General features: G+C 69.3%; 11 protein-coding genes. 2 read left to right on the forward strand and 9 right to left on the reverse strand.

From position 1 onward, the window contains the following. Positions 1–135: 135 nt before the first annotated feature. The 4 genes from FHS38_RS28790 to FHS38_RS28805 all read right to left on the reverse strand — a co-directional run bounded on the left by FHS38_RS28790 (position 136) and on the right by FHS38_RS28805 (position 6,381). Positions 136–2,877 carry a polynucleotide kinase-phosphatase gene (locus tag FHS38_RS28790; protein WP_373301853.1) on the reverse strand — a complete coding sequence of 914 codons (2,742 nt, stop codon included), beginning with the start codon at positions 2,875–2,877 and terminating at the stop codon, positions 136–138. Further along, entirely contained in the window at positions 2,874–4,349 is a 1,476-nt protein-coding gene (locus tag FHS38_RS28795; RefSeq protein ID WP_184738487.1) for a 3' terminal RNA ribose 2'-O-methyltransferase Hen1, read from the reverse strand. Before FHS38_RS28795 ends, FHS38_RS28790 begins: the two co-directional genes overlap by 4 nt. A gap of 34 nt (positions 4,350–4,383) precedes the next feature. Continuing rightward, positions 4,384–5,376 carry a homocysteine S-methyltransferase gene (mmuM, locus tag FHS38_RS28800; protein WP_184738489.1) on the reverse strand — a complete coding sequence of 331 codons (993 nt, stop codon included), beginning with the start codon at positions 5,374–5,376 and terminating at the stop codon, positions 4,384–4,386. Positions 5,377–5,457: 81 nt separating this feature from the next. Further along, the gene (locus tag FHS38_RS28805) at positions 5,458–6,381 is read right to left on the reverse strand and encodes an LLM class F420-dependent oxidoreductase (protein WP_184738491.1); all 924 of its coding nucleotides are present in this window, start codon (positions 6,379–6,381) and stop codon (positions 5,458–5,460) included. A 247-nt stretch (positions 6,382–6,628) separates the two neighbouring features. Between FHS38_RS28805 and FHS38_RS28810 the strand changes: the two genes are divergently transcribed. Then, entirely contained in the window at positions 6,629–6,934 is a 306-nt protein-coding gene (locus tag FHS38_RS28810; protein ID WP_184738725.1) for a hypothetical protein, read from the forward strand. A gap of 116 nt (positions 6,935–7,050) precedes the next feature. On the opposite strand, the gene FHS38_RS28815 is transcribed toward FHS38_RS28810, so the two are convergent. The 4 genes from FHS38_RS28815 to FHS38_RS28830 form a co-directional block, all read right to left on the reverse strand. Beyond that, positions 7,051–7,509, reverse strand: coding sequence for a DUF6099 family protein (locus FHS38_RS28815; protein WP_184738493.1), 459 nt, complete (start codon positions 7,507–7,509; stop codon positions 7,051–7,053). A 119-nt stretch (positions 7,510–7,628) separates the two neighbouring features. Next, on the reverse strand, positions 7,629–8,000 hold the full coding sequence (locus FHS38_RS28820; RefSeq protein ID WP_184738495.1) for a nucleotide pyrophosphohydrolase: 372 nt from the start codon (positions 7,998–8,000) through the stop codon (positions 7,629–7,631). Beyond that, a complete protein-coding gene (locus tag FHS38_RS28825) occupies positions 7,997–9,244 on the reverse strand; it encodes an AAA family ATPase (RefSeq protein WP_184738497.1) in 1,248 nt (415 codons plus the stop codon). The genes FHS38_RS28820 and FHS38_RS28825 overlap by 4 nt, the downstream gene beginning before the upstream one ends. A 24-nt stretch (positions 9,245–9,268) precedes the next feature. Beyond that, entirely contained in the window at positions 9,269–9,676 is a 408-nt protein-coding gene (locus tag FHS38_RS28830; RefSeq protein ID WP_130881744.1) for a cell division protein SepF, read from the reverse strand. Positions 9,677–11,220: 1,544 nt separating this feature from the next. Here FHS38_RS28830 and FHS38_RS28835 point away from each other — a divergent pair. Beyond that, on the forward strand, positions 11,221–12,459 hold the full coding sequence (locus tag FHS38_RS28835; protein WP_229822792.1) for a DNA cytosine methyltransferase: 1,239 nt from the start codon (positions 11,221–11,223) through the stop codon (positions 12,457–12,459). Here the strand turns inward: FHS38_RS28835 and FHS38_RS28840 are convergent. Further along, positions 12,417–13,163: a PDDEXK family nuclease gene (locus FHS38_RS28840; protein ID WP_184738498.1), complete on the reverse strand. Its 747-nt coding sequence runs from the start codon at positions 13,161–13,163 to the stop codon at positions 12,417–12,419. The genes FHS38_RS28835 and FHS38_RS28840 overlap by 43 nt on opposite strands. Positions 13,164–13,611: the final 448 nt, after the last annotated feature.

Below are 13,611 nucleotides of genomic sequence, written 5' to 3' on the forward strand. Positions count from 1 at the left end.
CTCCATCCTGGCCCCATCACACCGTGATCACTCGGTACCCGGCGCGCGGAAACCGCCGTGGCGACGGCTGCGCGGGTCCGCGGCGGACTGCGCCGCGGACCCGCTCGATGCCCGCTCAGGGCCGCTCGAGGTGCCTTACAGCCGGGGGTCCACCGGCTCGGACTCCAGTGCGAGGATGCCGAAGACCGCCTCGTGGACGCGCCACAGCGGCTCCCCGGCCGCCAGCCGGTCCAGCGCCTCCAGGCCGAGGGCGTACTCGCGCAGCGCGAGCGAACGCTTGTGGCCGAGGTGGCGCACGCGCAGCCGGGCGAGGTTGTCCGGGCGGGTGTACTCCGGGCCGTAGATGATCCGCAGGTACTCCCGGCCACGGCACTTGACGCCCGGCTGTACGAGCCGGCCGTCGGCACCCCGCAGCAGCGCGGCGAGAGGCTTGACGACCATTCCCTCGCCACCGGCGGCGGTCAGCTCCAGCCACCAGCGCACACCCGCGGCGACGGACGTCTCGTCCTCGGTGTCGACGACCAGCCGACCGGTGGGGGCCAGGAGGCGGTTCAGATACGTGCCGTCGCCGTCGGCGGGCGAGGACGCGAGGGCGGCCTCGGCGTCGATCAGGCGGTCGATCAGCGCGAGCTGCTCGTCGTGCGGGAGCGCGGCGAGACTGCGGCCCTGGGCGGCCAGGATCTGGAACGGGGCCAGGCGGATGCCGTCCAGGCCGTCCGTGCCCCCGGCGCCGGCATCGGCCCGGCCCGGACGTCCGGGCGCCGGCTCCTCGCTCTCGCCCGGCCAGCCCCGCGTGGTGTCGCCGACCGGCCAGCAGTAACGCCCGTAGGCCTCCGTGAACGCCTCGGCGTCCTCGGCGCGCTCGCGCTGGCGGCCGAGCAGGTCCGCGACGTCCACGCCGCGGGCCGCGGCGGACTCCAGGGCGGTGAGCACACCGGGGAAGACCGTACGGGCGGCGGCGCCGACGGCCGCGTACTGGTTGCGCAGCAGGCCCGCGGCCTTGAGGGACCAGGGCATCAGCTCGGCGTCCAGCAGCAGCCAGTCCGTGTCGAGCTCCGCCCACAGGCCCGCCGCGCCGACGCAGCGGCCCAGTCGGCCGAGGACGCGCTCGGTCATCTCCGGGTCGTCGAAGAACGGCCGTCCGGTACGGGTGTACAGCGCCCCGGAGGCGCCTTCGGGGGCACCGAACCGTTCGCGGGCCACGTCCGCGTCACGGCAGACGAGGACCACGGCGCGCGAGCCCATGTGCTTCTCCTCGCAGACCACCTGGCGCACACCGTCGGCGCGGTAGGCGGCGAAGGCCTCCGCGGGGTGCTCCAGATAGCCCTCCTCCTTGGACGTCGCGCAGGGCGCCATGGTCGGCGGGAGGTAGGTGAGCAGTCGGGGGTCGACCGCGAAGCGGCTCATGACCTCCAGAGCCGCCGCGGCGTTCTCCTCCTTCACGGCGACGCGGCCCATGTGCCGGGTCTCCACGGACCGGCGGCCCGTGACGTCGGCGAGGTCGAGCGGGCGCCCGTCGGCACCGCCCGGGGCCTCGCTCGCGAGGGGCTTCGTCGGCTCGTACCAGACACGCTCGGCGGGCACGCCCACGAGCTCGCGCTCGGGCCAGCGCAGGGCGGTCATCCGGCCGCCGAAGACGGCGCCCGTGTCGAGGCAGATGGTGTTGTTGAGCCAGGTGGCCGAGGGGGTCGGGGTGTGGCCGTAGACCACGGCGGCACGGCCGCGGTAGTCCTCGGCCCAGGGGTAGCGCACGGGCAGGCCGAACTCGTCGGTCTCGCCGGTCGTGTCGCCGTATAGGGCGTGCGAGCGGACCCGGCCGGAGGTGCGGCCGTGGTACTTCTCGGGCAGCCCGGCGTGGCAGACGACGAGCGCGCCGCCGTCGAGGACGTAGTGGCTGACCAGGGACTCGATGAACTCCCGCACCCGGGCGCGGAAGTCCGGGTCGGCGGCGTCCTCGCGCTCCAGCTGCTCGATCGTCTCGGCGAGGCCGTGGGAGTGCTGGACCTTGCGGCCGCTCAGGTAACGGCCGAGCTTGTTCTCGTGGTTGCCGGGGACGCACAGGGCGTGCCCGGCGGCGACCATGCCCATGACGAGGCGCAGCACACCGGGGCTGTCGGGGCCGCGGTCGACCAGGTCGCCGACGAAGACGGCGGTGCGCCCGTCGGGGTGCGCGGCGTCCACCGGGCGGCCGGCGTCGTCGCGGGTCAGGGCGTAGCCGAGCGCGGTGAGCAGGGTCTCCAGCTCGGACCGGCAGCCGTGGATGTCGCCGACGATGTCGAACGGGCCGGTGACGTGCCGCAGGTCGTTGAAGCGGCGCTCCAAGACGATCTCGGCCGCGTCGGTCTCGGCGGCGCCCCGCAGGACATGCACCTTGCGGAATCCCTCGCGCTCCAGGTGGCGCAGGGAGCGGCGCAGTTCGCGCTGGTGGCGCTGGATGACACGGCGCGGCAGCCCGGCCCGGTCGGGGCGGGCGGCGTTGCGCTCGGCGCAGATCTGCTCGGGGACGTCGAGGACGATCGCGACGGGCAGCACGTCGTACTGACGGGCCAGGGCCACGAGCTGCTTGCGGGCCTCGGGCTGGACGTTGGTCGCGTCGACGACGGTGAGCCGCCCGGCCGCGAGCCGCTTGCCCGCGATGTAGTGCAGGACGTCGAAGGCGTCACCGCTGGCGCTCTGGTCGTTCTCGTCGTCGCTGACCAGGGCGCGGCAGAAGTCGGAGGAGACGACCTCGGTGGGCTTGAAGTGCCGGGCGGCGAAGGTGGACTTGCCGGAGCCGGTGGCGCCGACGAGGACCACGAGGGACAGGTCGGGCACGGCGAGCGTGCGGTGGTCGGGGGCCGGGGCCGGGGTCGGGGTCGGGCCGTTCATCGCGTTCATACCGCCTTCGCCTCCTTCGCGGTCTCGTTGTGCGGGGTGGGCTTGTCGCTCTTCAGCTTGTGGAAGACCGCCATCTGGGTGGGCGGCCCCACCTCGGGGTCGTCGGGGCCCACGGGGGCGAACTCCACGCCGTATCCGTGCCGTTCGGCGACCGCGTCCGCCCAGGTGCGGAACTCGTCCCGGTTCCACTCGAAGCGGTGGTCGGCGTGCCGGACGTGCCCGGCGGGGAGGGACTCCCAGCGGACGTTGTACTCCACGTTGGGAGTGGTCACCACGACCGTCGCGGGCCGGGCAGCGCCGAACACCGCGTACTCCAGGGCGGGCAGCCGGGGCAGGTCGAGGTGCTCGATGACCTCGCTGAGCACGGCCGCGTCGTACCCGGCGAGCCGGCGGTCGGTGTAGGCGAGCGAACCCTGCAGCAGCCGCACCCGCGCCGACTGGCGCTCGGTCATGCGCTCCAGCCGCAGCCGCCGCGATGCCTCCTTGAGTGCGCGCATCGAGACGTCCACGCCGACGATCTCGGTGAACCGCGTGTCCTTGAGCAGCTCCCCCACCAGCTGGCCCTGCCCGCACCCCAGGTCGAGCACGCGCTCCGCGCCGGCCGCGCGCAGGGCGCCGAGGATCGCCTCCCGTCGCCGCACGGCGAGCGGCACCGGCTTCTCCTCGGTGTCCGCCTCCTCGTCCACGGCGTTGTCGAGCTCCTCGGCCTCGGCGTCGTCCGCCTCGGCCAGCCGGGCGAGGGCATCGCGGGTGAGCGACCAGCGGCGGGCGAGATAGCGGCTGGTGATGAGCCGCTGCTCGGGGTGGCTCTCCAGCCAGCCCGCACCGGCGCGCAGCAGCTTCTCCACCTCGTCGGGCGACACCCAGTAGTGCTTGGCGTCGTCCAGCACGGGCAGCAGCACGTACAGATGCCGCAGCGCGTCAGCGAGCGGCAGCTCGCCCTCTAGCACCAGCTGTACGTAGCGCGAGTGACCCCACTCCGGGAACCGCTCGTCCAGCTCCACCGGCTGAGCCGTCACCGCCCAGCCCAGGGGGGCGAAGAGCCGATGCACCAGCCCCGCGCCGCCCCGGGCGGGCAGCACGGGCACCTCGATGCGCAGGGGCATCGAGGTGCCGGGCAGCTCCGGCCGGGCGGCGCACTGGCCCTTGAGGGCGCTGGAGAAGACGGCGGCGAGCGCCACCGCCAGCAGCGAGGACGCCGCGTACGGCCGGTCGTTGACGTACTGCGCCAAAGCCGAGTCGGGGGCACCGCCGCGGCCTTGGCTCTTGCTCCTGCGCACCAGCGCCACGGGGTCGATCTCCAACAGCAGCGCCGCCGTGCAGCGCTCCGCCGTCGCCTCGGGGTAGAGGACGTGCGCGGTGCCATGGGAGGTCGAGAACTGCTGCGCCCGGTCGGGGTGTTTGTGCAGCAGGAACCCGAGATCGGTCGCGGGAGCCCCGGCCGTGCCGGTGGTACTTATCGTCAGGAACACGCGACTGAGTATGGTCGGACGCGTTCCACGACTGCTAACCCTTTTCGGGGTGGCCGGCTTCGGCGGGGCGGTTCTGGAGGAGGGGGTTTTCGAGGAGGGGGTTTTCGAGAAGGCGGGCCAACTCCGCGATCCGCTCCGGGCCGACCCGGCAGCAGCCACCGATGAGCCGCGCCCCCGCCTGCTGCCACGCCCCCACCCGCTCGGGGTCGAACGTGGGGCTCCCCCGCCAGTCCCGTGCCCACGCATCCCACTCCTCCCCACTGTTCGGATAGACCACCACCGGCTTCCCGGTCGTCCGCGCCGCGATCTCCACGGCCCGGTCGACATCACGCGGCTCACAGCAATTGACCCCCACGGCGATGACCTGGTCGTCGTCCGCGGCGAGCGCGAACGCCTCGGCGAGCGGCTGTCCCGCCCGGGTCTGCTCCCCCACGACGCTGTACGACAGCCATACGGGCACCCCGCAACCCCGCACCGCCGCGAGCAGCGCCCGTGCCTCGTCCATGTCCGGCACGGTCTCCAGCGCGAGCACGTCCGGCCCGGCCGCCACCAGGGCCTCGATCCGGGGCCGGTGGAAGCGCTCCAGCTCCGTCACGCTCAGCCCGTACCGGCCGCGGTACTCGCTGCCGTCCGCGAGCATCGCCCCGTACGGCCCCACGGACGCGGCGACCCACACCTCCCGCCCGCCCCCCGCGGCCTCCCCGGCCCCCGCGGCCTGCCGCGCGAGCTCCACGCTCCGCCGCAGCAGGCCCGCGGCCTCCTCCGGCCCCAGGCCACGCCGGGCGAACCCTTCGAACGTGGCCTGGTAGCTGGAAGTGATGAGCACCCGCGCGCCGGCCCGTACGTACGCCGCGTGCGCCTGCTCGATCTGCCCCGGATCGTCGGCGAGCAGCCGGGCCGACCACAGCTCGTCGGACAGGTCACAGCCCTGCGCCGCCAGTTGGTTGGACAGGCCGCCGTCCAGGACGAGCGGTCCGCGCGCGAGCGCGGTGGCGAGCGGCATGCTGGGGGCGGGGGTGGCTGTCATCGGCTGCTCCTCGGGGGCGGTGGACGGCGGCCGGCGAGGCAGATGGGGAAGCCAGCGGGCGCCGGGCGGACGGGGCGGGGGTCAGCCCAACTGGGGCTGGACCTGTGAGGAAATCAGCTCCAGCTGATCGAGGTCGTCGAGGTCCAGGATCTGGAAGTAGATCCGGGACGAGCCGATCGCCGCGTACCGGCCGATCTTGTCAACCACCTCGGCCGGCGAGCCCGCCAGCCCGTTCGCCTTGAGCTCGGCCACGTCCCGGCCGATGACCGCCGCCCGCCGCGCCACCTCGGCGTCGTCCTTGCCGACGCAGGCCACCAGGGCGTTGGAGTAGACCAGGTCCTCACCCTTGCGGCCGATCGCCTCGGCGGCCGCCCGCACCCGGCCGAACTGCCGCTCGCTGTCCTCGATGGAGGCGAAGGGGATGTTGAACTCGTCGGCGTACTTCGCGGCGAGCCGCGGCGTACGGATCGCGCCGTGACCACCGATCAGCACCGGCACCTTGGCCTGGGCGGGCTTGGGCAGCGCCGGGGAGTCGGCGAGCTGGTAATAGGTGCCGTCGAACGTGAACGTCTTGCCCTGCTCCGTCTCCCAGAGCCCCGTGATGATCTCCAGCTGCTCCTCCAGCCGTCCGAACTTCTCCTTCGGGAACGGGATGCCGTACGCCCGGTGCTCCTCCTCGAACCAGCCCGCGCCCAGCCCCAACTCGACCCGGCCGCCGGACATCTGGTCGACCTGCGCCACCTGGATGGCGAGCACCCCGGGCAGTCGGAAGGTGCCGGCGGTCATCAGCGTGCCCAGCCGGATCCGGCGGGTCTCACGGGCGAGGCCCGCGAGCGTGATCCAGGCGTCGGTCGGCCCGGGCAGCCCGTCGGCGGAGCCCATGGCCAGATAGTGGTCGGACCGGAAGAAGGCGTCGAAGCCGAGGTCCTCGGTGGCCTTGGCGACGGTGAGCAAGGTCTCATAGCTCGCCCCTTGCTGGGGCTCGGTGAAGATGCGCAGATCCATGCTTCCATCCTGCACTCCCGGGCCCGCGTCAACCGCCCACCACCTCCTTCGCCCCACCCTCCCCGGTCGGGTGAAATTCCGTCACGCCCACCGGGCGGCGCAACCCCCGACAGTGTCCGGCGCGCCCGGTGATCGTTGGCTCGGGCGGAGCCGGACCGCCCGGCCCGCGCACCGGTGTCCGCCGCCGGAGGCGACGACCGCGACACCGCCCGCCCGCACCGGGCGGGCCGGGGCCGAGGAGGCCGCGATGACCCAGGAAACCGTGCCCGACGAGGCGCCACCACCACAGGCCGCTCCACAGCCCGCTCCACAGCCACAAGGCCCACCCAAGGGTCTGCTGCAGCAGATGGAGGAGCTGATGGCGGCGCTGACCGCCGATCTGTCGCAACTCGACGCCGAACTCCAGTCCTCCGGCGAGGGCCCCTCGGCCGATGCGCCGCGGTCGCCGGCATCGCCGCGTGAGTGGCATGTCCCGGCCGACCCGGCCGGCACTCCGGCCGCGGACACGATCAGCCGTCCGGCCGACGGCCATCGCACCCGTCACGCACTCTGACCGCGCCGCGCGGTAAGCGGACCGCCGAGCGCCGTACGCGAGCGGACCGTACGCGGACCGCCGAGCGCCGTAGCCGGCGACGCCGTCACGGCTTCCGTAAGTGATGGCGTTCCGCGTCATGCCGCCCCTCCTCGCTCCCTCAGCGCGAGCCGCCTTTGCAGGCCGCGCACCCGGTCACTCGTCTCGTCGGCGGCGTCTATCGCCTCGATGCACTGCCAGTACAGGCCGTCCTCCTCGGAGGCGCAGGCGACGCCGACCAGCGCTATGCCCACCTCGCCGAGGAGTCCGCCCAGCGCCGTCAACGCCGCCCAGGGGTCGCGCACTTCCGTCAGCTGCGCCGCCCGTAAGCCTCCCTCGCGCGGCGCACCCTGGCGCAGCGCACCGGAGGCCCGGCCTCCCGCCTCGCTCAGGCCACCGGCCGCCGCGCGGGCCTCGAAGGGCCCGTGCACCGCGAGATGACCACCGATCGCTTCCGCCAGTGCCTGTGTCTGCCATGCCTCGATGACGATGTCCTGCACCGCCCTGGCCTGCGCCAAGGCGAGCCGGGTGGCTCTGACGAGCCGCATTGCCTCCATGCCCGGTCCCCCACTTTCCCGACTGCCCGCTCCTCACTACCCAGAGTGATGACTAACCGCCGGAAAAGCCAGGGGAATTCAGAAATCTGTGGATACCAGATGCGCTGTGGATATCTCAATCACTCCGGAGAGTGACGAGGGCCCTCGTCCGCCCGCGATCCCGGCGTCGTACCCTCCACCGGGAAACGGCTCTCATTGCGGTCGATCTTCGCCGCGAGCGCCGCCAGCAGGTCGATCCCGAGGACCTCGCAGAACTGCAACAGGTAGGCCAGGACGTCGGCGACCTCGTCCTCCACCCGCCCCGCCGTCTCAGGGGCGTCCATCACCCGCGCCGACTGCTCCGGCGTCAGCCACTGGAAGATCTCGACCAGTTCGGACGCCTCGACGCTGAGCGCGGCGGCGAGATTCTTGGGTGTGTGGAAGGGCTGCCAGTCGCGCGCCGCGGCGAACGCGGACAGCCTCTGCTGCAAGGTCTTGAGATCTTCGGTCACGGCCCCAGGTCTACCACCGACGCTCCCGCCGCCCGCGCCGCCTCCTCCCCCGCCGCCCCACGCACCGTGCCCACCAGCCGGATGTGCCCCCGCTCGCACATGCGCGCCGCCAGCCCCACCAGTTCCCGTGCCTGCCGCTCGTCCAGACACCGGTCGAGCCCGTCCGCCAGCACGGTCAGCGTCTGCAGAGCCGGTAACACCTCGGCCGCCTGGTCCACGGCCAGCACCCCGGGCCCGGTCAACAGGACGAGACACAAGGCCAGATAGCGCAGCTCCCCGTCCGCCAGCCGCTCCAGAGGCGTCGCCGCACCCGCCTTCCGCGCCAGCACGGCCCGCACGAAGCCACCGTCCAGTTCCTGGACCGTCAACCCTTCGACCGACCCTCGGCAACCGGCGCCCGCCGCCGCGACCAGCAGCCCGTGCCGGATGACGCACTCGTGACGGGTGCGCCCCAGAACCGCCGCGACGTTGTCGCAGGCACCCCGCAGCATCCCGTCGCGGGCAGCAGCCGGCATGCGCATCAGCTCCGGCCGGGGGTCGCAGGGGAAGACGGAGCGCAGCGCGACCACCACCTGCTCGGCCGCGTCGAGGACCATTCGCTGGCCCGCGGTCTTGCCCGCCACCCGAAGAGGCAGCAACGAGGTACCGAGCCGGTCGTCGGGCAGCGGCGCCCGGGTGACCGGCACCGCGCCCGCGGTGTGCCAGACGGCCTCGACCGTCCGCAGTCCCGGATCGCGCAGCGCGGTGGACAGCAGAGTCTCCCCGGAACCGGTCAGCCGCTCACCGACGACCCGCAGCACGGGCTCGGCCTGTACGGCCACATCCAGCCGCACCGGACCCGCCGGGCCCGTGACGGTGCAGCCGATCCGGAAGCCGCGCCGCCCTTGCGCGTCGGGCCGGGCCTGCTGCGGCACGCACGCGGAAGGGCCGCCGGCCACCGGGGCGAGGGCCTCTTCGAGGGTGTCACCGCCTGCGAGCCGCGCGAGGACTTCGTAGGCCTGGAGGGCACTGGATTTACCGCTGCCGCTCCCTCCTCTGAAGAGGGTCAGCGGTCCGAGCGGGAAGACGGCGTTGCGATGCGACTTGAAAGCGGACAGCCGCAGTTCGGTCACCGCGGGCCTCTGAGGAAGCCGAGAAGGCTGCTGAGGAACCTGAGGGGGCTGTGAAACCTGCTGTGGGAGCTGAGAAGCCTGAGGAAGCTGAGAAGGGGGGCCGGCGGCCGGTCGGGCACAGCTTGCGTCCATGCCCGGACCGTATGCGGCTACCGGTCAGCCAAACCGTTTCATCTGATCACTTTTCCTACGATCGGGGTATCCCGATGCCACCTCGGTCCCCTCGGGGGCCAACAGGAAGACATTGGTGTCGACACGGTGCATACCGCTGCCCAGACCGAAGACCACACCGCTGGAGAAGTCGAGAATCCGCTTGGCGACGTCCGAGTCGGCGCTGGTGAGGTCCAGCAGCACCGGGACGCGGGCGATCAGATACTCGGCGACCTCGCGCGCGTCCGCGAAGATCTGGACACGCAGAACGACGAGCTGACGCCGATTCGGCTCCGGCTCCTCCTCGGGCAGCGCCCGATGATTGGGCCAGGACGGCCATGCGTGATGACCGCGCAGTGGGACGACCTCGGCCAGGCCCTCCCACTGCTCGTCTGTGGCCTCGGACCTGTTCACCGGACCACCCCTCCGGGGAACGTGCTGGCTATGTACATCCCACAATCCTAGGGACAATCGCGGGCCGCTACGCCGAATGACACGCACGGGTGTCGCCTTCGGCGACGAATCGGGACATGGCGGGGATCACGTGATGACAGAAGGGGCGGGTGTGGGACCGGGGCGATGGAGACTGGCCCCGCGCTGCCATCGACACACTCAGCGAATGCCGAACAGAGGAGCGACCGAGCCGTGGCTACCAGGGCCCTGATCGGGAGCGCCGCCCTCTGCTCGGACCTGAGGCAGTTCGGGTCGCGCGAGTTCACCGAGAGGCGTCGCCAAGGCTTCATCTCGACGGGAGGCCAGCTGATCGAGACGGGCAAGGCTGGCTTCCCGCCGGAGACTCTGCGGAATCGTCGGTTTGACTATTCGGCACAGCAGCGCGTCACTACACTTCCCTAGGACCGCTCCAGGTTGGCTTGCCTCACCCGCTCCCTTCCAGTCTGTCACAGACCCAATGTGTCTGTCGTCCGCGAATCAGCGCGCTCGCCTTGGACGCCCGAGACCAGCGGAACAGAGCAGACGCCTCTCGCGGTAGCAGCGTCTGCTGATGAGGGCGAAGGCCCCGTCGCTGAGCTATGGCGGGATCCGGGCTACCGCTCGGATGGCCGGGAAGGGGGAGGCCACGACCAGGAAGCACCCGGACCAAGATGCTCAGTTCCGTTACCTCAGCGAGCAGGCCAGGCGGCTCATCGCCCCGGACAGCCAGCAATCAGCGTCGACACCAACAAGAAGGAGCTAGCGGGCGACGACAAGACCAAGGGCTGGGCTGGGAGTGGCAGACAGCCAGCGAGCCAGTCAGAGGCAATGCGCAAGCTGCCTTGCACTGCCCAGGGCCAGCAACGGACCCGTACGGAAGCTACGACGTGACCGCGACTCCAACCGGAGGGACCGTCAACGCCAGACTCGACACCAATACCTGTCCCACCAGCTTAACTCCGCGGAAGCTCCGCGCCCAGGACCTCTTGGCCGAGCTCTTCGGCATGAACAGGAGCACGATCACCCCGCCGATGGCCAGATTCCGCACACCCGCCAACCTCCTCGCCTGTCTCACCTCAACAGCCCCAGAGCCCCGACCGACGGCGCCAAACGTAAAACCCTCTCGTTAACCATCTGCACACCCTTGAGAACTCACCATAGGAATATCTTTGTCGTGTCCGCCTTCGGGAGGGTCACGAAGTAGCCCTTCCCCTGGGGATGCACACTTCGGTTCTACTTGCCGCCGAATAAGACCTGCACCCCTCACGCCCTAGCCAAGCCCCGGAGTATCCGCGCCATGCTGGGAATCCAAGCCCTGCCGACGTCCCGAGCAGCAGCATCCCCACGCCATGCCGCCAATGCAGCCTTCTCGGCCGATGACACCACCACCCCAAGCTCCTGCTGGCGGACGAGCACCCAGACCTCCACCACAAAGCGTGACCCTGATCACGCCACATAGTCGCTGGTCAGGAGGCCTCTTGAGCACACAGCTGACAAAGGCCCCCATGTCTCGTAAGATGCATCGCATGCCCGAGCGCCCCACCCAGCAACACAGCCTCTTTGACGCCCCTGCCCAGCCTGAGGGGAGCGAGGGGCCATTCGTACCCAGCAAGATCCGAACGACTTCCCCCTTCCATCAACCCCGTGACCTAACGGAGGCCCAAAGGGAGAAGTTCCGCAAAATGTCGCGAGATTCACGGGAAGCGCGACGGTCAGCACTTGCCGGCGAGGGGCCTGCCCCGCTCCATGAGATCAACATTCCTAAATTCCGCCCTTTGGATCTCATGCCGCAGCGCGATGGCCAAGGGGTCAGTGCGTTGTCTCTGTTCAGTGGTGGCGGAGGACTTGACCTGGGGGTTGAGCGCGCAGGCTTCACCCACACAGCATCGTTCGAAATCATGCAGGAAGCGGGCGACACCCTAAGGAAGGCTCGAAACGACTGGGCCGTATTCAGCGGGGAGGAAGACGGCGATGTAAGGCGGGCCAATTTCAAGCAATGGCGAGGCAAAGTCGACCTTCTTCACGGAGGGCCACCTTGCCAGCCATTCTCCAACGCTGGCCGCCAACAGGGCCACCTGGACGAGCGCGACATGTGGCCCCAGTTCGTCAGGGCAGTGAAGGACATCCGCCCCGCAGCGTTCATTGGCGAAAACGTACCAGCGCTGGCAAGTCCGAAGTTCTCGCAGTACGTCTCAGAAAACATTCTGGCTCCACTGTCGGGCAATTACCAAATTCAGACGGTAACTCTGCAGGCGAGCGACTTTGGAGTACCTCAGGTCAGGCGCCGAGTCTTCTTTGTCGGTTTTCGGACGAAGAAAATGGCTAAGGCTTGGAGCGCTCCAGATCCCACCCACTACTGGGGAGACGCCTCGATCACAGGCGGAGCCCGCTGCATGGGCCTTCGGGAAGCACTGGGACTTCCCGACACCGGTATCGATGACCTTTCCCCCACCATCCGCAGCAGCCTGACTGGCCCACGCCACACTACCTCCATCCTCAATAGTGTGGCCGCACAGCGGAAGTTCGAAAGCCTTGAAATCTGGCCTAACGGAGTGGCCGCCGACCGCGCCTCTGCACGCGCCTTTGTGGCCAAGAACGGCCACTTCCGTCTCTCGGTGCCTGATGTCGCACTGATTCAGGGGTTCCCCGAAGACTGGCCTTTCGTGGGAGCTACCTATATGGCTCTAGGGCAGATCGGAAACGCAGTCCCCCCGCCGCTCGCCTACGCCGTAGCATCGTCCGTGCTCGACGCACTCTCCAAGTAGGCACGCACCAGTCGGCGTAGGTTAATTGCGGGCTCAGTGGTGATTTTCGGCAGCCTCTCGACGTAAGAGATCGGGATGTGAGGATTGTTAAGGGTGGCACCACGGGACATCACATAATGGCAGCGCTCTCGCATTAGCTCCACCATGCGATCCAGCGAGTAACGAATTTCTCGACCCACCGAGAGATCTGCCGCCTCTATGTACCGCGCTGCAGACCACTGGTTCTTCATGATCCATCTGGCCTCCTCCTTGGTGTAGAAATCCTTCTCACCGAGGAGCTCAATCACCGAGTCCACCGATACGCCTCTCGTCGCATGCTCGGCAAGCTCGACGTCAGGGCGGACATATTTTTCCTTGGCTGAAATCCAGGGCACCATGTCATCCGGAGATGCATAATAACTATGAAGAAGGCGCGCACCCGTAGAGTCATAGACACCAAAAACCCAATGAATGTTTTTCCATTTCGCAAAGTGATTGGGACCCAGATCCCGAACAGTCGAGACCCCCTTGCTGGTGGCCGATTTAAGCTCGAAGGCGACGGTCTGATCACCGATCGTCAGGTAGGCATCAATATCCGACCTCTTTCGATCTTCCGGAACCTCAAGGTTGAATCGATCAACCATCTGAATTTCACGCCTGTCGTCCTGAACGCTCATGATCGCATGATGGCAGCCCAGATGGATCAATGCGACCACCTTCAACATATGGACGATTTTGGTCGATTTAGCGACTAATGTCATCCAGAGCGTTTTTTGCACCCTTGGAGCCAGCAGCGGGGTTGGGTCACCGAAGAGAGTCCTGCAGCCCCGCCATGCGCGCCGAGTTGTCGTCTAACCGTGGCCTGAATTGCTGCACGGGAGCTCCCTACAGCCCTGACCAGAAAGGTCAGTCAAGGGGCGTTAAGCCTCCGGAGCCAGGCAGCCCCCCATTGTGGTGCCATGCAGGATGAGAGACAGGGCGGGCCTCTGTCCAAGCAGGAGTTGGAGCTGTTCTTCTAGCACCTACACCGCTTCTGCAGGCACGGCCCGGGTCTCTTCGCACCATCGAAGCCGGGGTCCCGAATGCCCGCCTAGGTGAAGACCGCACACCGTCCCCCAGTCATGCGGGGATAGCTTCGAGGCGTTCAGTGTCAGGACCACCTCTCGTCCGGAC

The organism is Streptomyces netropsis (genome assembly GCF_014203545.1).
GTDB classification, from domain to species: domain Bacteria; phylum Actinomycetota; class Actinomycetes; order Streptomycetales; family Streptomycetaceae; genus Streptomyces; species Streptomyces netropsis.

Excerpts from the sequence above, each read along its gene's own strand:
- FHS38_RS28790 (WP_373301853.1), bottom strand. The coding sequence starts at position 2,877 with ATGAACGCGATGAACGGCCCGACCCCGACCCCGGCCCCGGCCCCCGAC.
- mmuM (WP_184738489.1), bottom strand. The coding sequence starts at position 5,376 with ATGACAGCCACCCCCGCCCCCAGCATGCCGCTCGCCACCGCGCTCGCG.
- FHS38_RS28805 (WP_184738491.1), bottom strand. The coding sequence starts at position 6,381 with ATGGATCTGCGCATCTTCACCGAGCCCCAGCAAGGGGCGAGCTATGAG.
- FHS38_RS28810 (WP_184738725.1), top strand. The coding sequence starts at position 6,629 with ATGACCCAGGAAACCGTGCCCGACGAGGCGCCACCACCACAGGCCGCT.
- FHS38_RS28815 (WP_184738493.1), bottom strand. The coding sequence starts at position 7,509 with ATGGAGGCAATGCGGCTCGTCAGAGCCACCCGGCTCGCCTTGGCGCAG.
- FHS38_RS28825 (WP_184738497.1), bottom strand. The coding sequence starts at position 9,244 with ATGGACGCAAGCTGTGCCCGACCGGCCGCCGGCCCCCCTTCTCAGCTT.
- FHS38_RS28835 (WP_229822792.1), top strand. The coding sequence starts at position 11,221 with ATGCCCGAGCGCCCCACCCAGCAACACAGCCTCTTTGACGCCCCTGCC.
- FHS38_RS28840 (WP_184738498.1), bottom strand. The coding sequence starts at position 13,163 with ATGTTGAAGGTGGTCGCATTGATCCATCTGGGCTGCCATCATGCGATC.